The sequence below is a fragment of the Roseomonas sp. KE2513 genome (genome assembly GCF_016107305.1).
GTDB lineage: Bacteria > Pseudomonadota > Alphaproteobacteria > Acetobacterales > Acetobacteraceae > Roseomonas.
On record NZ_RCVR01000002.1, the window covers coordinates 137,210 to 157,871 of the forward strand.

General features: G+C 69.8%; 20 protein-coding genes. 6 read left to right on the forward strand and 14 right to left on the reverse strand.

Translation table 11 applies throughout. From position 1 onward, the window contains the following. Positions 1–174: 174 nt before the first annotated feature. Positions 175–1,071 carry a branched-chain amino acid aminotransferase gene (locus D9599_RS02825; RefSeq protein WP_198379711.1) on the reverse strand — a complete coding sequence of 299 codons (897 nt, stop codon included), beginning with the start codon at positions 1,069–1,071 and terminating at the stop codon, positions 175–177. Between the two features lie 120 nt (positions 1,072–1,191). Between D9599_RS02825 and D9599_RS02830 the strand changes: the two genes are divergently transcribed. The 5 genes from D9599_RS02830 to D9599_RS02850 all read left to right on the forward strand — a co-directional run bounded on the left by D9599_RS02830 (position 1,192) and on the right by D9599_RS02850 (position 5,258). After that, positions 1,192–1,848, forward strand: coding sequence for a MarR family transcriptional regulator (locus D9599_RS02830; RefSeq protein ID WP_198379712.1), 657 nt, complete (start codon positions 1,192–1,194; stop codon positions 1,846–1,848). Beyond that, positions 1,845–2,537, forward strand: coding sequence for a response regulator (locus D9599_RS02835; protein ID WP_198379713.1), 693 nt, complete (start codon positions 1,845–1,847; stop codon positions 2,535–2,537). The genes D9599_RS02830 and D9599_RS02835 overlap by 4 nt, the downstream gene beginning before the upstream one ends. A gap of 40 nt (positions 2,538–2,577) precedes the next feature. Beyond that, positions 2,578–4,059 (forward strand): ATP-binding protein, encoded by a 1,482-nt coding sequence (locus D9599_RS02840; RefSeq protein WP_198379714.1) that lies wholly within the window; start codon positions 2,578–2,580, stop codon positions 4,057–4,059. 103 nt (positions 4,060–4,162) lie between these two features. After that, entirely contained in the window at positions 4,163–4,987 is an 825-nt protein-coding gene (gene cysE, locus D9599_RS02845) for a serine O-acetyltransferase (RefSeq protein WP_198379715.1), read from the forward strand. Positions 4,988–5,069: 82 nt separating this feature from the next. After that, positions 5,070–5,258, forward strand: a complete 189-nt coding sequence (locus D9599_RS02850) for a hypothetical protein (RefSeq protein WP_198379716.1) — start codon at positions 5,070–5,072, stop codon at positions 5,256–5,258. Positions 5,259–5,613: 355 nt separating this feature from the next. On the opposite strand, the gene ychF is transcribed toward D9599_RS02850, so the two are convergent. Continuing rightward, positions 5,614–6,708, reverse strand: coding sequence for a redox-regulated ATPase YchF (gene ychF, locus D9599_RS02855; RefSeq protein ID WP_198379896.1), 1,095 nt, complete (start codon positions 6,706–6,708; stop codon positions 5,614–5,616). 160 nt (positions 6,709–6,868) lie between these two features. Between ychF and D9599_RS02860 the strand changes: the two genes are divergently transcribed. Further along, the gene (locus tag D9599_RS02860) at positions 6,869–8,092 is read left to right on the forward strand and encodes an acyltransferase (RefSeq protein ID WP_198379717.1); all 1,224 of its coding nucleotides are present in this window, start codon (positions 6,869–6,871) and stop codon (positions 8,090–8,092) included. A 3-nt stretch (positions 8,093–8,095) separates the two neighbouring features. Here D9599_RS02860 and pth read toward each other — a convergent pair whose 3' ends face one another. The 12 genes from pth to D9599_RS02920 all read right to left on the reverse strand — a co-directional run bounded on the left by pth (position 8,096) and on the right by D9599_RS02920 (position 20,635). Beyond that, a complete protein-coding gene (pth, locus tag D9599_RS02865; protein WP_198379718.1) occupies positions 8,096–8,668 on the reverse strand; it encodes an aminoacyl-tRNA hydrolase in 573 nt (190 codons plus the stop codon). A 95-nt stretch (positions 8,669–8,763) separates the two neighbouring features. Further along, positions 8,764–9,444 (reverse strand): 50S ribosomal protein L25/general stress protein Ctc, encoded by a 681-nt coding sequence (locus D9599_RS02870; RefSeq protein ID WP_198379719.1) that lies wholly within the window; start codon positions 9,442–9,444, stop codon positions 8,764–8,766. A gap of 160 nt (positions 9,445–9,604) precedes the next feature. Next, positions 9,605–10,690 (reverse strand): branched-chain amino acid aminotransferase, encoded by a 1,086-nt coding sequence (locus tag D9599_RS02875; RefSeq protein ID WP_198379720.1) that lies wholly within the window; start codon positions 10,688–10,690, stop codon positions 9,605–9,607. Positions 10,691–10,826: 136 nt separating this feature from the next. Next, positions 10,827–11,762 carry a LysR substrate-binding domain-containing protein gene (locus D9599_RS02880; RefSeq protein WP_198379721.1) on the reverse strand — a complete coding sequence of 312 codons (936 nt, stop codon included), beginning with the start codon at positions 11,760–11,762 and terminating at the stop codon, positions 10,827–10,829. 49 nt (positions 11,763–11,811) lie between these two features. Next, positions 11,812–13,398: an alkyl hydroperoxide reductase subunit F gene (gene ahpF / locus D9599_RS02885; protein WP_198379722.1), complete on the reverse strand. Its 1,587-nt coding sequence runs from the start codon at positions 13,396–13,398 to the stop codon at positions 11,812–11,814. Between the two features lie 102 nt (positions 13,399–13,500). Beyond that, entirely contained in the window at positions 13,501–14,064 is a 564-nt protein-coding gene (gene ahpC, locus D9599_RS02890; RefSeq protein WP_198379723.1) for an alkyl hydroperoxide reductase subunit C, read from the reverse strand. A 306-nt stretch (positions 14,065–14,370) separates the two neighbouring features. Continuing rightward, positions 14,371–15,261 carry a succinate--CoA ligase subunit alpha gene (gene sucD / locus D9599_RS02895; RefSeq protein WP_198379724.1) on the reverse strand — a complete coding sequence of 297 codons (891 nt, stop codon included), beginning with the start codon at positions 15,259–15,261 and terminating at the stop codon, positions 14,371–14,373. Between the two features lie 4 nt (positions 15,262–15,265). Continuing rightward, on the reverse strand, positions 15,266–16,459 hold the full coding sequence (gene sucC, locus D9599_RS02900) for an ADP-forming succinate--CoA ligase subunit beta (protein ID WP_198379725.1): 1,194 nt from the start codon (positions 16,457–16,459) through the stop codon (positions 15,266–15,268). A gap of 55 nt (positions 16,460–16,514) precedes the next feature. Then, positions 16,515–17,468 carry a malate dehydrogenase gene (gene mdh / locus D9599_RS02905; protein ID WP_043832274.1) on the reverse strand — a complete coding sequence of 318 codons (954 nt, stop codon included), beginning with the start codon at positions 17,466–17,468 and terminating at the stop codon, positions 16,515–16,517. A gap of 153 nt (positions 17,469–17,621) precedes the next feature. After that, positions 17,622–18,239 (reverse strand): hypothetical protein, encoded by a 618-nt coding sequence (locus D9599_RS02910; protein ID WP_198379726.1) that lies wholly within the window; start codon positions 18,237–18,239, stop codon positions 17,622–17,624. 92 nt (positions 18,240–18,331) lie between these two features. Continuing rightward, entirely contained in the window at positions 18,332–19,522 is a 1,191-nt protein-coding gene (gene zapE, locus D9599_RS02915; RefSeq protein ID WP_198379727.1) for a cell division protein ZapE, read from the reverse strand. Between the two features lie 144 nt (positions 19,523–19,666). Then, positions 19,667–20,635, reverse strand: coding sequence for a tripartite tricarboxylate transporter substrate binding protein (locus D9599_RS02920; protein WP_198379728.1), 969 nt, complete (start codon positions 20,633–20,635; stop codon positions 19,667–19,669). Positions 20,636–20,662: the final 27 nt, after the last annotated feature.

Sequence of the window (20,662 nt, forward strand, 5' to 3'; positions counted from 1 at the left end):
CTCGTTGCTCTCCCGGCGCTGGCCGGGTCTCCCACGCACCAATTGGTCCGCGACGCACCGCTTGTCACCCGTCTTACCGTCATGACAGGTCGGCGCAAGACACGGGCAACTCATAAGTCCTGGGAAATGGCAAAGAGGGAGGGGCGGACCCGCCCGCCCCTCCCCATCAACCGCTCAGGCCGCCGCGACGAGACCGGCTTGGCCGCCCCGCACCAGGCTGGCGTAGTCGGCGACCAGCCGCTCCGTGATCCGGCCCGGGGTGAAGCGGAGCTCCCCAATCCGCCGCACCGGCGTCACCTCCGCCGCCGTGCCCGCCAGGAACACCTCGCTCGCCCCGGCGATTTCCGTAGGCGCGATGGTCCGCTCTACCACCTTCATCCCAGCCTGGCGGGCGAGATCCATTACGGTGCGGCGGGTGATACCGTCGAGGAAGCCGAACGGGGCCGGGCTGTGCAGTTCCCCGTCGAAAACAAAAAAGATGTTCGCCCCGGTCGCCTCCGCCACGTCGCCCTTGAAGTCGAGCATGAGGGCGTCGTCGAAGCCCTCATCCTCCGCCGTTTGCTTGGCCAGGGTGCCGATGACGTAGAGACCGCTCGCTTTCGACTCCGTCGGTGCGGTCTCGGGCGAGGGGCGGCGCCACTTCGCCATGGCCAGCGAGATGCCGGCCATCCGGTCCGCGCCGAAGAGGTTCGGCCAGGCCCAGGCGGCGATTGCGACATGGATGCTTGTGCCCCGCGCTGCCACCGCCAGCTTCTCCGAGCCGCGCCAGGCGATGGGGCGGAGATACCCGTCGGTCAGACCGTTGCGGACGAGGGCCTCGGTGCAGGCCGCCTCGATCGCGCCCATGCCGTAAGGGATTTCGAAGCCGAGAAGGCGGGCGGAGCGGAAGAGGCGTTCGGTATGTTCGCGCAACTTGAACACGCGGCCGCCATAGGCCCGCTCCCCCTCGAAGACGCCGCTGGCATAATGCAGCCCATGGGTCAGCACATGCAGCTTCGCGTCGCGCCAGGGCACGAAGTCGCCATCGAGCCAGATCCATCCGTCGCGGTCATCGAAGGGAGCGGGAGACATGAGTGTTTTCCTTCCTGAAGGCACCATTGAGAGTAAGTTTATTTCTTCTCGCCAAGAATTTTTAGAAGAAAACTCATGATTACGTCAACAATACTGCCAGAACCAGGGGGCGGAGCTGCCATGTCCGAACGGCCGGATCCCCGTGGTGTGCCCAGTTCCCCTGCCGGCACGCAGGGCGCGGCCGGGCGAAACCTCCTCTTCTTGCGGGAGGAGGAGCTGCGGCTGGCCCAGGACCTTCTCTTCTTCGGCTACCGCGACTTTACGGCGGGGCCGGACGCCATCTTAGCGGAGCTGGGCATGGGCCGGGCGCACCACCGGGTGCTGCACTTCCTCGGCCGGCGGCCAGGGCTGACGGTGGGGGAGCTGCTCGGCATCCTCGCGATCACGAAGCAGTCCCTCGCGCGCGTGCTCACGCCGCTCGTCGCTCAGGGCTATGTCGCCCAGAGCCCGGGCCGGGCGGACCGGCGCCAGCGGCACCTCTCCCTCACCCCGATGGGGGAGGCGCTGGAGCGCCGCCTCTTCGAACGGCAGCGGGAGACGGTAACGCGCGCCTATCGCGAGGCCGGGCCCGCGGCGGTGGAGGGCTTCCGCCACGTCATGCGCGGGCTGATGGGCCCGGAAGCCCGACGCGGGCTGGATCGCCTGGGGGCTCGGGCGGGCGCCCCTCCCAGTCACGACGCGCCGCAGAGGGCCCGGCCGGAGGGTGGTAAAGGGCCGGCGCCCGAGGGCGGCAGCCCTGCCCCCGCCCCTAAAGCTGCGGTGGAGAAGGCGCCGTGACCGACGCCGCACACCTGCTCGTGGTCGATGACGACGCGCGTCTCCGCACCCTTCTCCAGCGCTTCCTGGCCGAGCAGGGCTTCCGCGTCACCGCCGCGGCCGATGCCGCCGCCGCGCGCCAGGCGCTGGAGGGGATGGAATTCGACCTAATGGTGCTGGACGTGATGATGCCCGGCGAGACCGGGCTGCACCTGACGGAAAGCCTCCGCCGCGCGGGGCAGGACGTGCCCATCCTCATGCTGACGGCGGCGGGCGAGCCCGACGACCGCATCGCCGGCTTCGAGCACGGCGCCGACGACTACCTCGCCAAGCCCTTCGACCCGCGGGAGCTGGCGCTTCGGATCCGCACCATCCTCAAGCGCGCCGCGCCGCCCTCCGCCGTGCCCCTTCCCCCGGTGCAGCTCGGCCTGCGCTGGTTCGATCCCGAGCGGGGCGAGCTGCGCGGGCCCGAGGGGGTGACCCGGCTGACCGGCGGCGAGGCCTCGCTCCTCGTCGCGCTCGCCCGGCGTGGGGGCGAGGTGCTGTCGCGCGAGGAGATCGCCACCGCCATGGGCTCGCCCGAGGCTGGGGAGCGCGCGGTGGACGTGACCGTGACCCGGCTTCGGCGCAAGATCGAGCCCGACCCGCGCGAGCCGCGCTTCCTGCACACGGTGCGGCACAAGGGCTATGTCCTCCGCCCCGGCGCCTGAACCGGATCGGCAGGCGCGGGACGGATCGGGGAGGGCCGCCATGGCACCGGACATCGGCGCCGCCGAGATCGGCGAGCGGGGTATCGCGAGGCCGGGGAGCGGCAGGGCCAGCATCGGCCGCGGCGACGGGGCGGCAGAGGCCGAGGCTGGCGCACACCCCTGCTCGCCCCCGGCCTGGACCCGCCGCCGGCGCCTGCGCGGGGTGGTCACGGCCGCGCTGCGTCCCTTCGTGCCGCGCGGGCTGCTCGCGCGCGCGCTCCTCATCATCCTCGTGCCGCTGGTGGTCACCCAGGGCATCGCGCTGCAGCTTTTCTACGGCACCCATCTCGACGTGATCTCCCGCCGGCTGGCAGGGGGCGTCGCGGGGGATATCGGCATGGTGACGGAGGTCCTCTCCCGCCAGCCGGACCAGGAGGAGTGGGGCTGGATCTTCCGCGAGGCCGCTTGGCGCCTTGACCTCTCCCTTGCCTTCGAGGCCGGCGCGACGCTTGGCCCGCCGGCCTCGCGCCCGGCCAGCCTGCCCCTGCTGCCGCTGGAGGAGGACCTGGACCAGGCGATCCGGGAGCGCGTGCGTCTTCCCTTCGACACGGACTGGCAGAGCGACCCGCGCAGCGTGATCATCCGGATCGGCATGCCCGACGGCGTGCTGAGCGTGGAGGCGCCGAGGAAGCGTCTCTTCTCCGGCACGCTTTATCTCTTCGTCATCTGGCTCGTCGGCGCCTCGCTGCTGCTTTTCGGGGTGGCCGCGCTGTTCATGAAGAACCAGGTGCGGGCGCTGCGCCGCCTGGCCGCGGCGGCCGAAGCCTTCGGCAAGGGGCGCGAGACCGGCCCGATCAAGCCAGAGGGCGCGAGCGAGGTCCGCCAGGCCGGCGCCGCCTTCAACGGCATGCGCGCGAATATCCGCCGCTTCGTCACCCAGCGGACAGAGCTGCTGGCCGGCATCAGCCACGACCTGCGCACCCCCCTCACCCGCCTGCGCCTCGGCCTCGCCATGTTGCCGCGCGGCGCCGAGGAGGACGCGGCCGCCATGACCCAGGACGTGGAGGAGATGGAGCGGATGATCGCCTCCTACCTCGCCTTCGCGCGCGGCGAGGTGCTGGAGGCGCCGGAGAGCACCGACCTCGTCGCCCTCGTGCGGGACATGGTCTCGCGCCTTCCCGCGGAGGGGTCGCAGGTGGTGGTGCACGAGGTTCCGCCCTCCCTCACCCTGCCGCTAAGGGCGGATGCGCTGCGGCGCTGCCTGGGCAACCTGCTCGACAACGCCCTGCGCCACGCGGGCTTCGTCGCCGTCTCCGTCCGGCCGACGCCGGGCTGGGCGGAGGTATTGGTGGACGACAACGGCCCGGGCATCCCCGCCCCGGCGCGGGAGGGGGCCTTCAAGCCCTTCGCCAGCTTCTCCGCCGGCGGCACGGGCCTCGGCCTCGCCATTGCCCGCGACATCGCCCGCGCCCATGGCGGCGAGATCGCGCTGGAGGAGAGCCCGATGGGCGGGCTGCGCGCCGTGGTGCGGCTGCCGATGTAAGAGGCGGGGCCTTGCCCCATCTGGCGAGAGGCCTGCGGCTGGACGCGGGCGTTGCCGCGGCCCATTCCGGCACCGCGACGCACCGGAAGCGACGGAGAGGTTGATGAACAGGGCCGGGATCGACATCGGTGCCGAGGCGGCGGAGCCCACCCCGACTGCGCCCGCGCTCTGGGAGGCATTGCGGGAGGAGGCGGAAGCGGCGGCCGCGGGCGAGCCGGCGCTGCGCGCCCTGCTGGAACTCGCCGTCCTCCGCCATGAGGCGCTGCTGCCCGCCCTTGCCTCCCTTCTCGCGGGACGGCTGGCGGAACCGCTGATGCCGGCCGAGCGGCTGGAGGGCTTGGTGCGAGAGGCCGGGGCGGACCTCGTCGGCTTCACTGTAGCAGACCTCGCGGCCACGCGGCGGCGCGACCCGGCGGCGCGCGGCTGGCTCTCCCCTTTCCTCTACTACAAGGGCTTTCACGCCCTCGCCTGGCACCGGGTGGCGCATCACCTCTGGAATGAGGGGCGGCAGGATCTCGCGCGCTACCTCCAGAACCGCAGCTCGCTCGTCTTCGGGGTGGATATCCACCCGGCGGTGCCCGTCGGGCGCGGAGTCTTCATCGACCACGCGACGGGCGTGGTGGTCGGGGAGACGGCCTCGATCGGCAACGACGTCTCCATTCTTCAGGGCGTGACGCTGGGCGGCACGGGCAAGCAGCGCGGGGACCGGCACCCGAAGGTGCGGGACGGCGTGCTGCTCTCGGCGGGCGCGAAGGTGCTCGGCAACATCGTCATCGGCCGAGGAGCAAAGGTCGGCGCGGGCAGCGTGGTGCTTGCCGACGTGCCCCCCTGCGCGACGGTCGCGGGCGTGCCGGCGCGGGTCGTCGGATGGTGCCGGGACGCGGTGCCGGCACTGGCCATGGACCAAAGTATTCCCTCGACCAATTAGTGATCACGTTACCGAGAATTCACGTTTACTTGAAGCCATGTTACGGCATGCTATTCCCACTAAAGGGGAAAGAGGGGCCACAATGCGTTGGATTCTTGGTAGCTTTTTTGTCGTCGCTCTCGCGAGCCTGGCGAGCACGGGTCAGGCGATGACGCCGGGCGCCGTGACGACCTCCGTCGAGTCTGCCCGCGAGGTGGCCTCCGTCACGCAGGACGTCGCCAGCCGTCGTCATCGCCGCCACGTGCGTCACCGCCGCGCCATTACGCGCTGAGGGGAATGCCGGGAGGGAATTCTCCTCCCGTCGGAAGGTTTGAGGGGCCCGGTGGGAGACCACCGGGCCCTTTCCTTTTTCCGGCTTGCTTACAGAACGAAGCCCGAAATACATCAATCGCGAAAGCGAGAGCTAAAGGACGAGAGAGCCGCCCGATACGTATACGCGCCCGGCCCCTCGCCGCGCCCGTGCTGACAAGAGAGGCGGGCGCCTCGCTTGCGGACGCCGTACGCAGCGCTCACCGAGGCTACTTCCGCAGCAAATTCCGCGGCGGCTGGTCTGGGCGTCACAGCACCATTCTCCGCTTCCAATGCCATCCAGGCTGGCTTCGCCAAGAGACCAGCAGGCTCCTTTGCTAGACGTTGAAGCGGAAGAGAAGGACGTCCCCGTCCTTCACGACGTACTCCTTGCCTTCCACCCGCATCTTCCCGGCCTCCTTCGCTCCCTGCTCGCCACCGAGCGCCACGAAGTCGTCGTAGGCGATCGTCTCGCAGGCGATGAAGCCGCGCTCGAAGTCGTTGTGGATGACGGCGGCGGCCTGAGGGGCCTTGGTGCCCTTGGTGATCGTCCAGGCCCGGGATTCCTTCGGGCCCACCGTGAAATAGGTGATGAGGCCCAGCAGGTCGTAGCCGGCGCGGATGATGCGATCGAGGCCGCTGTCCTTCAGGCCGAGGCTGTCCAGGAACTCCGCCCGGTCGTCCTCGCCCATCTGACTGATCTCGGCCTCGATGGCAGCGGAGACGATGACGGCCCGCGCCCCTTCGGCCTTCGCACGTGCCTCGACCGCCGCGGAATGGGCGTTGCCGGTCGCGGCCGAGCCTTCCTCCACGTTGCAGACGTACAGCACGGGCTTGGTGGTCATGAGCTGCAGGCGGGCGGCCGTGGCCTCCTCGCCCTTCGGCACGGCGGTGCGGGCCGGCTTGCCTTCGGTCAGGGCGGCGACGATCGGCTCGGCCAGCGCCACGAAAGCCGCGCTCTCCTTATCGCCGTTCTTCGCCTTCTTCTGGGCGGGGACGAGGCGCTTCTCGAGGCTCTCGAGGTCGGCGAGCATCAGCTCCGTCTCGACCGTCTCGGCGTCGCGCACGGGGTCCACGCTGCCCTCGACATGCGTGATATCGCCGTCCTCGAAGCAGCGGAGGACGTGGACGATGGCGTCCACCTCGCGGATATTGGCCAGGAACTGGTTGCCCAGCCCTTCCCCGCGCGAGGCGCCGCGAACGAGGCCGGCGATGTCCACGAACTCAAGGCTCGTCGGGACCTTCTTGATCGACTTGCCGATGCGGGCCAACTCGTCGAGCCGCGGGTCGGGCACGCCGACGCGGCCGACATTCGGCTCGATCGTGCAGAAGGGGTAGTTGGCGGCCTGGGCGGCGGCCGTCTGGGTCAGCGCGTTGAAGAGGGTGGACTTGCCGACGTTGGGCAGGCCCACGATGCCGCAGTTGAAGCCCATGGTGGCGGGGTGTTCCGTGCGTTTGGGGATACAGCCCTGCCCCTTACGCCGCCCCGTGCCGCGGCGCCAGCAGAGCGCCGGTGGCCGAGCCATGCGTCTGCCTTATAAGCGGAGGCGGCGATCCCCCGCCCCTGCGCCGCAGCGCCCCGTTGGACGAGTGATGACGACCCCCTCTCAGCAAAACCAGCCGCGCCCGTCCGAGGGCGGGGCAAGCGCCGCCCCCTCGCGCGACGGCCACCGGCTGGTCTTCGCCAACCAGCTTCGCGGTCTGGCGGCGCTGGCGGTTATGGTCGCGCATCTCATCGGCGTGTTCTGGGGCAGCCGCGAAGTGGTGGGGATCACCACCTCCTCCCCGCCGCAGCCGGGCGAGCTCCCGGGAATCTTCACGCTGGTCAGCCAGCCCTGGTTTAATTTCGGGCCCTTCGGCGTCGCAGTCTTCTTCCTCATCAGCGGGCTCGTCATCCCGATCTCGCTCGGGGCGCATTCGCGGGCCACCTTCATCCTCGCCCGGCTACTGCGGATCTATCCCACCTATCTCGCGGCGCTCGCAGTGAACCTGGGGGGGGTCTGGCTGGCCTCCCGCTACTGGGATCTGCCCTTCGCGCACGCGGGCTCGACGATCCTGGCCAATGCGCTGCTCCTCCAGGACATCCTGGTGAAGCCGACGGTGGACCTCGTGAACTGGTCGCTGGTGGTAGAGCTGAAGTTCTACCTGCTGATGGCGCTGCTGGCGCCGGCAATCCGGCGGGGCAGCGTCTCGGCCCTCTTCGCCATCGGCTTCGGGGCGCTGGCGGCGAATCTGGCGCTCGGCGCGCCCCTCTTCGCGGCGGCCGTGGCGCCCTGGCAGGCGCCGTTCAACGGGGTCCTCTTCTCCACCCCCTATCTCGTCTTCATGCTCATCGGGGTGCTGTTCAACTACCGGCTGCGCGGGCTGCTCTCGGCGCCGGGGCTGCTGGCGGGGATCGTGGGACTGGGGGCCCTCTTCGTCGCCTGCTGGCGCGGGGGACCCTTTCCGGAGGGCTACCCGCATGTGCTGGTGAACTATGCCTACGCCCTCGCGCTCTTCGGCGGGCTCTTCCTCATCCGCGGGCATCTCCGGCCCTTCCGGCCGCTGGACGCGCTGGCCGCGATCAGTTTCCCGCTCTACCTCATCCACTCGCTGATCGGGTACTCGCTGCTCAAGCTGCTGATGATTGCGGGCGGGCTCGGCTACTACCCGGCGCTGGCGATCACCGTGCCGGCCGTGATGGCGGTCGCGGCCCTCCTCCATTTCGGGGTGGAGCGCTGGTCGATCGAAGCGGGGAAGCGCCTCGCCCGGCGGCCCGCCGCGCCCGGCTGGCTCACCCGCCTCACTGGCCGGAGGGCCGAACTGGTCCGGCCCTGACGCTCAGGATTGGGTGAGAAGGGCGACCTTCGTCATGAACTCCTCCGCCCGGCCCTCGGCCAGCAGGGGGGCAGCGTCCGAGACGGCGTCGAGCAGGCGGTCGAGCCACTCGGCGTCCACTTTGGCGAAGTTGCCGAGGACGTGGCCGTGCACCCGGTCCTTGTGGCCGGGATGGCCGATGCCGAGGCGCACGCGCCCGAAATCCGGGCTGCCGAAGGCGCGCTGCATGTCGCGCAGCCCGTTATGCCCGGCCGCGCCCCCGCCCCGCTTCACGCGCACCTTGCCGGGTGCGAGGTCCAGCTCGTCGTGGAAGGCGGTGATGTCCGGCAGCGGGATCTTGTGGAAGGCGGCCGCGGGCTGAACCGAGTTGCCGCTGTCGTTCATGTAGGTCTGCGGCTTGAGGAGGATGATCCGCTGGCCAGCGATCTGGCCTTCCGACACCTCGCCCTTGAAGCGGCTGCGCCAGGGGGCGAAGCGGTGGCGGAAGGCGATGCGCTCCACCGCCATGAAGCCGATGTTGTGACGCTGGCGGGCGTGCTCCGCCCCCGGATTGCCCAGGCCGACCCAGAGCAGCATCCCTCGTTCCCCAAATGAAAGAGGCGCCCCGCTCGCGCGGGCGCGCCCCAGACAATCCGAGCGAAAAGGGGCCGGGAATACCCGGCCCGCTTTCCTTACTTCTTCTTCGCGGCCGGGGCGGCGGGCTTCGCGGCGCCCTTGGCGCCCTTGCCACCCTTGCCGGCATCCGGCGCGGGCGCCGGGGCGGCGATCACGACCTCGGCCTCGGCCACCGTCGGCGGGGCGACGGTCAGCACCACGAAGTCGCGGTCCAGCGTCGGCACGGCGCCCTGCTGGTCCTTCACGGCGGACCAGCGGATGGTGTCGCCGATCTCCGCGGTGGAGAGGTCCACCTCGAAGCGCTCGGGCACGTTGTCGGGGTCGGCCATCACCTCGAGGTCGCGGCGAACGAGGTTGGCGACGCCGCCGGCCTTGATGCCGGGGGAGACGTCTTCGCCCAGCAGGGCCACGGGCACGCGCACGCGGATCTTCTGGCCAGCGGCAAGCCGCTGGAAGTCCACATGGATCGGCTGGTCGGAGACTGGGTGGAACTGCACGTCGCGCATGAGGCAGCGCTCGGTCGCGCCGCCGGCCACGGCCACCTCATAGAGGTGAGACTGCCAGCCGCCCTTCTGCAGCTCCTTCATCACGTCGCGCGGGTCGAGGGCGAGGAGGGTCGCCTCCTGCTTCGCGCCATAGATCACTGCGGGGACAGAGCCCCCACGCCGGGTCGCGCGCGCCGCCCCCTTACCGGCCCGCTCGCGCGCCGCGGCCTCGATCCGAATGGTCTGGACCATTGCCACAAATTCCTTCGCACGTTGGGTTTGAACGATCCGCGCTGCCATCAGGGCGCGCGAACGGGCGCCAGCCTCCAGGGGTGCCGGCGCGCCGGGGGATCTAGCGGGGGGCCGGGAAAAGAGCAAGGCCGGAGGAGGCATCCCCCGGCCCTGCCCACCTTCACGCCTCGACGGGCGTCTTCACCTCGGTCATCCAGCCATGCGGGTCGGGCGCCCGGCCGTACTGGATGGCGACGATGGCGTCGTAGAGCTTCTGGGTCAGCTCGCCCGTCTGGCCACCGCCGATGGTGATCTTCTCGCCCTTGTAGCCGAGTTCTCCCACCGGGGAGACGACGGCCGCGGTGCCGGTGCCCCACATCTCCTTCAGGGTGCCGTCGCGGCCAGCGGCCATCACCTCCTCGATGGAGATGCGGCGCTCGTTCACCGCCACATCCCAGTCCCGCAGAAGGGTGAGGATGGAGTTGCGCGTCACCCCGTCGAGGATGGTGCCGGCGAGCGGGGGCGTGATCACCTCGTCGCCGATCCGCATCATGATGTTCATGGTGCCGACCTCGTCGATCCAGCGCCGCTCGACGCCGTCAAGCCAGAGGACCTGGGTGTAGCCGGCGGCCTCGGCCTCCTGCTGGGCGGAGAGGGAAGCGGCGTAGTTCGCGGCCGTCTTCGCCTCGCCCAGCCCGCCCTGCACGGCGCGGACATGGGTGTCGGTGGCGAGGATCCGCACCGGCTTCACCCCCTCCTTGTAGTAGGAGCCGACGGGCGAGCAGATGACGAAATAGGTGTAGCGGCTGGCGGGGTGCACGCCGAGCATCACCTCGGTCGCGACCACGGTTGGGCGGATATAGAGGGAGGTGCCGGGTGCGCGGGGCACCCATCCATGGTCGGCCGCGACGATTGCCTCGAAGGAGCGGCGGATCAGGTCCTCGTCCATCTCCGGGATGCAGAGGGCGCGGCAGGACTTGTTGAGGCGGCGCGCGTGGCGCTCGGCCCGGAAGAGCTTGATGCTGCCGTCGGCTTGGCGGAACGCCTTCAGCCCGTCGAACACCGCCTGCCCGTAGTGCAGGACCGAAGTGGCGGGATCCATGACGAGCGACGCGTAGGGCACCACGCGCGGATCATGCCAGCCGCGGCCTGCCTCGTAGTTCATCATGAACATATGGTCCGTCAGGACCTTGCCGAAGGAGAGCGAGGTGTCGTCGGGGCGCGACAGCGGCGTCCGGGTGCGGGTGAAGGGAATGTCCATGGTCATGGCGCCGATGTCCGCAATATTGTTTCTTCTGGAGCTATCTTAGCGCAACGGGCCGCCCGGCGGAAATCGTGGGCGCGCATCGCACCCATGTGTCTGCGTCAGGTTCCCTGACCCAAGCGGCAAGCGCGCCTCCGGCTCAACGGGCAGCGAGGGAGGTTGAGGGGTCGTTTCGCGGGTCCAGCAGCTTCGGCGGAAGATCGCGCAGCACGACCGCCAGTTCCTTCAGAAGTGGGCCCAGCGCCGAGGTCCGGCGCCAGAAAAGGCCGATCTGGCGGCTGGGATTGCCATTCTCGAAGCGCAGCAGGTGCAGCCGATCCGAGTAGGCGGCCATGCCGGTGGCGGCCAGGGCGGGCATCAGCGTCACGCCCAGCCCGGCCAGCACCATCTGGCGGAGCGTCTCAAGGCTGGTGGCGCGGAACTCAGACCCTTCCTGGGCGCCGGAGAGGTGGCAGACCTCCAGCGCCTGGTCGCGCAGGCAGTGCCCGTCCTCCAGCAGCATGAGATTGTAGCGGGAGAGTTCCTCCATCCGCAGGCTCTCGCGGTTGGCCAGCTCGTGGTTCCGCGGCACGGCGAGGAAGAAGGGTTCCTCGAAAAGCGGCTCGCAGTGGAGGCTGGCGTCGTGCACCGGCAGGGCGAGGATCGCCGCATCCAGCCGCCCTTCCCGAAGGCGGGCGAGGAGCTGGTCGCTCTTCTCCTCCGTCAGCAGGAGCTGGAGCTGGGGGAAGCGGGCGCGAACACCCGGCATCACCTCGGGCAACAGGTAGGGGCCCAGGGTCGGGAAGACACCCAGCCGGGCCGTGCCGGCTTCAGGGCGGGAGAGGCGGCGCGCGGCCTCCCGCATTCCCTCCATCTCCGCCAGGATCCGGCGCGCCCGCCCGACGGCGTCCTGCCCGGCGGGGGTGAGCATCACCTTGCGCGGGGAGCGCTCGAACAGCGCGACGCCCAACTCGTCCTCCAGCTTGCGGATCTGGGTGGACAGCGTGGGCTGGGCGACGAGGCAGGCATCGGCGGCCCGCCGAAAGTTCCGGTGGTCCGCCAGGGCGACGAGGTACTGAAGTTCACGAAGGTTCATGCGGGTGCCGTTCCGCGCCCGCCCCGGGATGGGGCAGGCGCGGGCGGGATCAGGCCGCCTTCGCCTGCTGCGGCGCCGCCTCGGGGGCGGAGCTGCGGATGAGGTAGTCGAAGGCCGCGAGCGAGGCCTTCGCGCCCTCCCCGGCGGCGATGATGATCTGCTTGAACGGCGTGGTGGTGCAGTCGCCGGCCGCGAAGACGCCGGGCAGCGAGGTCTGGCCGTGCGCGTCCACGATAATCTCGCCCCGCGGGGAGAGGTCGAGCGTGCCGCGCAGCCATTCCGTGTTCGGCAGCAGGCCGATCTGCACGAAGATGCCCTCAAGCTTGATCGTGTTCAGCTCGCCGGAGATGCGGTCCTCATAGACGAGGCCCGTGACCTTCTGGCCGTCGCCCTCGACCTCGGTGGTGCGGGCGGAGACGAGCACGGTCACGTTGGGCAGGCTGCGGAGCTTGCGCTGCAGCACCTCGTCCGCACGCAGCTTGGTGTCGAATTCGAGCAGCGTGACGTGCTTCACGATGCCGGCCAGATCGATCGCCGCCTCGACGCCGGAGTTGCCGCCGCCGATCACCGCCACGTCCTTGCCCTTGAACAGCGGGCCGTCGCAGTGCGGGCAGTAGGCCACGCCCTTGTTCTTATAGGTGTCCTCGCCGGGCACATCCATCTGGCGCCAGCGGGCGCCGGTGGAGAGAATGATGCTCTTCGCGTGCAGCGTGGCGCCGCCGGCCATGCGCACGGAGAACACGCCGTGCTCGAAGTTCAGCTCCTCGGCGCGCTGAAGGTTCATGATGCGAACCTCGTTATCGCGCACATGGGTCTCGAGCGCCTGGGCGAGCTTCGGGCCCTCCGTGTGCGGGACGGAGATGAAGTTTTCGATGCCCATGGTGTCGAGCACCTGACCGCCGAAGCGCTCGGCCGCGACGCCGGTGCGGATGCCCTTGCGCGCCGCATAGACCGCCGCCGCCGCGCCGGCAGGGCCGCCGCCGACGATCAGCATATCGAAGGGGGCCTCGGCGTTCAGCTTCTTCGCCTCGCGCGCGGCAGCGCCCGTGTCGAGCTTGACGACGATCTCCTCGACGCCCATCCGGCCCTGACCGAAGACTTGGCCGTTGAGGTAGATGGTCGGAACGGACATCACCTGCCGCTCCTCGACCTCCGCCTGGAACACCGCGCCGTCGACCGCAACGTGCTTGATGGCGGGATTCAACACGGCCATCAGGTTCAGAGCCTGCACCACCTCGGGGCAGTTCTGGCAGGACTGAGAGAAATAGGTCTCGAAGGTGAACTCGCCGTCCAGGTCCTTGATCTGGTCGATCACCGCCTGCTCCAGCTTAGGCGGATGGCCGCCGACCTGCAGCAGCGCGAGGACGAGCGAGGTGAACTCATGCCCCATGGGCAGGCCGGCGAAGCGCAGCGAGATGTCCTGGCCCGGGCTGGTCAGCGCGAAGGAGGGCGCGCGCTCGCCATCGTTCCGGTGCTCCTCGACGGAGATCTTGGGGGAAGCGGCCTGAAGGTCACGCAGCAGCTCCACCATCTCGCGGGACTTGGGGCTGTCGTTGACGGAGGCCGTGATCTGGATGGGACGGACCACGCGCTCCAGATAGGCCTTGAGCTGAGTCTTAAGGTTGGCATCCAGCACGGGGGCAACTCCGGGACGGGGCATTCAGGAAAGGGCAGCCGGGCCCGCGTGGGGCCCGGCCGTTCGGGGCCGGCGGAAGGCCGGCACCTCAGGAGACGCGGATCAGATCTTGCCGACGAGGTCGAGCGACGGGGCGAGGGTCTCAGCCCCCTCCTGCCACTTGGCCGGGCAGACCTCGCCCGGGTGGGCGGCGACGTACTGGGCGGCCTTGATCTTGCGGATCAGGTCCTCGGCGTTGCGGCCGATGCCCTCGGCGGTGATCTCGACGGCCTGGATGATGCCCTCGGGGTCCACGATGAAGGTGCCACGGTCGGCAAGGCCCTGGCCCTCGCGCAGCACCTGGAAGTTCGTGCTGATCTCGTGCGTGGGGTCGGCCAGCATCGTGTACTGGATCTTGGCGATCGTGTCGGAGGTGTCGTGCCACGCCTTGTGCACGAAATGCGTGTCGGTGGAGACGGAGTAGACCTCCACGTCCATCTTGCGCAGCTCTTCGTAGTGGTCGGCCACGTCGCCCAGCTCGGTCGGGCAGACGAATGTGAAGTCGGCGGGGTAGAAGAAGAACACTGCCCAGCTACCGAGCACGTCGTTCTCGGTCACCTCAATGAACTTGCCCTGCTTGTAGGCCTGGGCCTTGAACGACTTAATCTTAGTGTTGATGAGGGACATGCAATCTCCTGTTGCGGTGTGCCGCGGCGCGGCCGTGCCGCTTCGCCGAAACGGAAGGTAGGCTTGCACAAGAGATATGCCAAATAGATAAGAATTCCAGGTTCGATAGATGACATCTATCGAGTGCCTGGATCCGTGCCGGGCGCCCAGCAAATGGGCCTTGGCGGTGCCCTGTGGCACCTGCCCCCTTCCCAACTGCCGCTCGGCATCACTCAGACGAGCGTGAGCACGCTGGCCCATGAACGCAAAAACGCCGCCGGGGTGCCCCCTGGCGGCGCTTCCAAACCTCGGCGATTCACCGCTAGTTCAGGCGGCGATGGCCTTCACCATGGTCGATCCCAGCGCGGCCGGGCTGTCGGCCACGAAGATGCCGGCGGCGCGCATGGCATCCATCTTGGCTTCCGCCGTGTCCTTACCGCCGGAGATGACGGCGCCGGCATGACCCATGCGGCGGCCCGGAGGGGCCGTGGCGCCGGCGATGAAGCCGACGACGGGCTTGTAGTTGGCCGAGCCCGGCTTGTTCTCGCGGCCCAGGAACTCGGCCGCGATGATCTCGGACTGGCCGCCGATCTCGCCGATCATGACGATCTGCTTCGTCTCAGGGTCGGCAAGGAACATCTCCAGCACTTCCTGGAAGTCCGTGCCCTTCACCGGGTCGCCGCCGATGCCGACGCAGGTGGACTGGCCGAGGCCGGCCGCCGTGGTCTGCGCCACTGCCTCATAGGTCAGCGTGCCCGAACGGGACACGATGCCGACCGAGCCGCGCTTGTGGATGTGGCCCGGCATGATGCCGATCTTGCAGGCTTCCGGCGTGATCACGCCCGGGCAGTTCGGCCCGATGAGGCGGGACTTGCTGCCGGAGAGGGCGCGCTTGACCTTCACCATATCCAGCACCGGGATGCCCTCGGTGATGCAGATCACCAGCGGGATCTCGGCGGCGATCGCCTCCAGGATGGAGTCCGCGGCGAACGGCGGCGGCACGTAGATGACGGAGGCGTCGGCCCCGGTGGCCTCGACGCACTCGGCCACCGTGTCGAACACGGGCAGGCCGATATGGGTCTGCCCGCCCTTGCCCGGCGTCACGCCGCCCACGTAGTTCGTGCCGTAGGCGATGCCCTGCTCGGCGTGGAAGGTGCCCTGGCTTCCCGTGAAGCCCTGGGTCATGACCTTCGTGTGCTTGTCGACGAGAATGGACATGGCGTCAGGCCGCCTTCTTCACGGCGTCCACCACCTTCTGGGCGGCGTCGGCAAGGTTGTCGGCGGGAATGATCGCCAGGCCGGACTCGGCCAGGATCTTCTTGCCGAGATCGACATTGGTGCCCTCGAGGCGCACCACCAGCGGCACGGCGAGCGAGAGGTTCTTGCTCGCCGCCACGATGCCCTCGGCGATCATGTCGCACTTGGCGATGCCGCCGAAGATGTTGACGAGGATCGCCTTGACGTTGCTATCGGAGGTGATGATCCGGAAGGCCTCGGTCACGCGCGCCGCGTTGGCGGTGCCGCCGACATCGAGGAAGTTCGCGGGTGAGGAGCCGTAGAGCTTGATGATGTCCATCGTGGCCATCGCGAGGCCGGCGCCGTTCACCATGCAGCCGATCTCGCCGTCGAGCGCGACGTAGTTGAGGTCGTTCTTGACCGCGTCCAGCTCCTTCGGGTCCATCTCGCTGTCGTCGCGAAGGGCCTCGAGGTCCTTGTGGCGGAACAGCGCGTTGTCGTCGAAGGACACCTTGGCGTCGAGCGCCACGATCTCGCCCGCGCCGGTCACGACGAGCGGGTTGATCTCGACGATCGCCATGTCGAGCGCCGTGTAGGCCTCGTACATCGCGGTGACGAACTTCGTGAAGGTGCCGACCTGCTTGCCCTCAAGGCCGAGGCCGAAGGCGAGCTTGCGCGCGGCCCAGGGATAGAGACCGGAGGCCGGGTCGATGGCGACCTTCAGGATCTTCTCGGGGTGGTGCTCGGCCACCTCCTCGATCTCCATGCCGCCCTCGGTGGAGGCCATGACGGTCACGCGGCTCGTCTCGCGGTCGAGCAGGATGGAGAGGTACAGCTCGCGCTTGATGTCGCAGCCGGCCTCCACATAGACCTGGTTCACCACCTTGCCCTCGGGCCCGGTCTGCTTGGTGACCAGCGTGTGGCCGATCATCGCGGCGGCGGCTTCCTTCGCGGCCTCGGGCTTGACGACGCGCACGCCGCCCTTGCCGTTCGGGTCGTCCGTGAAGCGCCCGGCGCCGCGGCCGCCGGCATGGATCTGGCTCTTCACCACGACCACGGGGCCCGGCAGCTTCTTCGCCGCCGCCTCGGCCTCCTCGGGCGTGCGGGCCACGTAGCCGTCGAGCACCGCAACGCCGTAGCGCTTCAGCAGCTCCTTGCCCTGGTATTCATGGATGTTCATGCGGGTCCCGCCTTCCTGATACAGAAAGGGCCGGGGCTGCCCCCGGCCCGCATTCTCAGACGCCGAGCGCCTTGAAGTCCTCGACCAGCTTCTTCACCGCGTCGCAGGACTTGTCGAAGGCGGCCTTCTCCTCGGGGGAGAACTGCACCTCGACGATCCGCTCCACGCCGCCGGCGCCGATCACCACGGGCACGCCCACGTAGAAGTCGTTCAGGCCGTACTCGCCGTTCAGCATCACCGCGCAGGGCAGGACGCGCTTCTTGTCCTTCAGGTAGCTCTCGGCCATCGCGATGGCGGAGGCAGCCGGGGCGTAGAAGGCGGAGCCCTTCTCGAGCAGCTTCACGATCTCGCCGCCGCCGTTGGCGGTGCGGGCGACGATCGCGTCGATCTTCTCCTGCGTGGTCCAGCCCATCTTGATGAGGTCCGGGACCGGGATGCCAGCGACGGTGGAGTAGCGGGTCAGCGGCACCATCGTGTCGCCGTGGCCGCCAAGCACGAAGGCCGTCACGTCCTCGACCGAGACGTTGAACTCCTGCGCGAGGAAGAGGCGGAAGCGCGCGCTGTCGAGCACGCCGGCCATGCCGACCACCATGTGCGCGGGCAGGCCGGACTTCTGCTGGAGCGCCCAGACCATGACGTCCAGCGGGTTGGTGATGCAGATGACGAAGGCGTTCGGGGCGTACTGCTTGATGCCCTCGGCCACCTGGCCCATCACGCCCGCGTTCTTCGTCAGCAGGTCATCGCGGCTCATCCCGGGCATGCGGGGGAAGCCGGCGGTGACGATGATGACGTCGGCGCCCTCGATGGCCGCGTAGTCCGAGCCGCCGGTCATGGCGCTGTCGAAGTCATCGACGGGGCTGGACTGCATGATGTCCAGCGCCTTGCCGGCCGCGACCCCCCCGAACACGTCGAAGAGCACGACGTCGCCGAGCTCCTTCAGGCCGATCAGGTGGGCGAGCGTGCCGCCGATGTTGCCGGCGCCGATGAGGGCGATCTTCTTGCGGGCCATGGGGTGTCCTTCGAGGAGGAGTCTCGCGAGGGCGAGAAAGGCGGGCAGGCATTAGACCCGGATGCCCGGTCGGGCAAGGCGGGCCCGCAATGGAAAGGGGCGGGGCACCCCTCGGCACCCCGCCCCTCCCCGCCCGAAGGACGCCCTCCGGGATCACATCGGCATGCAGCGGAAGGTGTCAGTATGGCCGCGGGCGAGCACGGCCATGGTGCCGGCCGGGCAATCCATCTGCTCGCCGTCGGCGGCGGGCAGGCCGGCGTGCCACACGCCCATGCGGCCGTAGCCACGGCTCTCCTCGGCACCTTCGTCGCGGGTATTGGTATAGGCGGCCTTGGCGTACTTGCCGCCGCGCGCCGGCAGGGTGGAGGCCGCGGCAGGGGCGGCGGAGAAGAGGCTCACGAAGCGCAGGCCGTTGCGCTGGCCGTGCATCGAGGCCGGGCGCAGGTCGGTGTAGCGCAGGGCCTCCCGGCGGGTGGCGCCCCGCACGGCGAAGACCGGCCGGCGCGAGGACCGGACTTCCGCGCTGCGCTGGCCACGAACGGAGCCCGCGGCGCGCCCGCGGGGGGCGACGGCGACCATCCGGCGCGAGGTGGCCGGGGCCGCGGCCGGGCGGGGCGCGAAGGCGGGCCGAAGGGTCGGTGCGGCAGTCGGGCGGGCCGCTGTCGCGCGGGCCGCCTTGCCCGAGGAACGCGCCTCCTGACGGGCTTCCGCCGGATGGACCGCCGCGAGCGCGACGACGGTGCCGAACGCGATGGCAAAGGAACGCAGCATGTTGATCTTTCCCCCTATTGGGCCCAACCCCGGATCGCCACCCGGCGCCCTGCCCCCTCAGGCACGCGCCGAGCAAATCCCGGGCCGGGCGGCTACGTCAGATGTGGCAGGGCCAGGTAGTCCTGGCTCTGCATTTCCATGAGGCGAGAGGCGGTGCGCTGGAACATCGCCGCCCCCTCCCCTTTCTCGTAGAGCTGGTCGGGCACGGCCTCGGCCGAGGCGACCAGCTTGCAGCGGTGCTCATAGAGCGTGTCGATGAGCGTCACGAAGCGGCGGGCCCGGTCGAAGTTCTCCGGGCCCAGCCGCGGCACGCCGTCCAGCACGAGCGTGTGGAAGTGGGTGGCGATCGCCAGGTAGTCCGCGGCGCCAAGATAGGCGCCGCAGAGGGTCTCGAAGTCCGCGCGCGCCACTCCCCGGTGGGCTTGCGGTACTTCGAGCTTTCGGCCCAGCACGGTCAGCGAACAGGGCTGGCCATGGGCCTCGCCGCTCAGCTCGCGGAAGGCCGCGTCGAGCGCGCGCTCGGCGCGGCCGTCAAGCGGGGTGTGCCAGGTGGGCAGGCCCCGGATGCGGTCGCGCCGGTAATCCTGAAGGGCCGAGAGGTGCAGCACCTCCAGCCGCTTCTGGATGAGGGCGATGAAGGGCAGGAAGGCGTCGCGCCCCGGCTTGCCCTTGAACAGGTCGGCGGGCGCGGTGTTGGAGGTGGCGACCACCACCACGCCGCGGGCGAAGAGCGCCTCGAACAGGCGGCCGAGAAGCATGGCGTCCACGATGTCGTGGACCTGGAACTCGTCGAAGCAGAGCAGCGCGGCCTCGGCCACGATCCGGTCGGCCAGCGGCGGGATCGGATCGGCGGCGTCGCCATGGGCCCGGCGCCACTCGTGGATGCGCCGGTGGGAGGCCTGCATGAAGGCGTGGAAGTGCTCGCGCTTCTTCCGCGGCACGTCCGCCGTCTCGAAGAAGAGGTCCATGAGCATGGACTTGCCGCGCCCGACTTCGCCGACGAGGTAGAGGCCGAGGGGCGGACCGTCCGGCTGGTCCTCCACGGGCTTGCGGCGGAAGAAGCGGGCGAGCAGGCCCGGCTCCTCCTTCGCTTCCGGGCGCGGGTCGTAGCCGCGCAGGCGCCGCCAGAGGTCCTGCAGCGTCTCGGCCGCGCGCGCCTGGGCAGGGTCCGCACGAAGGGCGCCGGACGCCACCCGGGCGCGGTAGAGGGGGAGCGGGCCCTTCGCGACATCCGCCGAAACGGCACTGTCTGGGAGGGCTGGCGCGGTCGTGGTGCCGTCCATCGGCGGTCGGTCTAACCCGGTCGCAGGCCGCTCGCAACTTCGCGTGCGCCGTTACATAAACCATTCCGGCCCCGCATCCCCGCTGAAAGGGTGCCGTGAGGAACGGGCAGCAAGTCCCTGGCGGAGCTCGGAAGTCGCCCGCTACTAGTCGGCGGTGATGCCGGCAGCCTGGATCACCGGCGCCCAGCGCGCGCGCTCGGCCGCGATGAAGCGCCCGAAGGCCTCGCCCGCCATGGGATAGGGCACCGCCCCTTCCCGCCCGAGGCTGGAGGCCAGCTCCGGCGAGTCCAGGCTGCCAAGGATGGCGGCCTCCAGCCGGGCGCGGATGGGTTCGGGCGTGCCGTGGGGAACGAGGATCCCGTACCAGGCGGTGGCGCGGTAGCCGGGGATGGTTTCGGCCACGGTCTGCACATCCGGCATGGACGGGAGCCGCTTGTCATCGGTGACGGCCAGCGCCCGCAGGACCCCGCCCTGGACAAGGCCCGCGACGGAGGGAAGCGTGCTGATCATGGCAGCGACCGTGCCGGCCGCCACGTCCGTCAGGCCCGGGGCGGCGCCGCGGAAGGGCACATGGGTCGCCTCCACCCCAGCCTGCTGGAGCAGCAGGGCCATGGCGAGGTGCCCGGCCGCACCGTTGCCGGGGGAGGCGTAGTTCATCCCGCCCCGCTTCTCCCGGGCTTCGGCGATCAGCGCGGGCAGCGTCGTGGCGGCCGTGGCCGGTCCCGCGACGAGCACCAGCGGCGTCTCCGCCACCATCGCCACCGGATCGAGCGCAGTTTGCGGGTTCACCTTCAGGTTTCGGCCGAAGAGGGTCGGGTTCACCGAGATCGGGCCCTGGTTCCCCATCAGCAGCGTGTAGCCGTCCGGCCGGGAGCCCGCGACCAGTTCCGTCGCCAGGTTGCCGCCGGCGCCGGGACGGTTCTCCACCACCACGGGCTGGCCAAGGGTGGCGTTCAGGCGGGTGCCGAGGGCGCGGGCCACGGCATCGGTGCCGCCGCCCGGCGTATAGGGAAGGATCAGCCGCAGAGGGCGGTCCGGCCAGCCGCCCTGCGCCCGTGCCGCGAGGGGCATGAGGGCCGGAGCGGCGAGCAGCGCGCGGCGTTTGATGGGCATGGACCGGCCTCCGGGACGTTTCCTGCG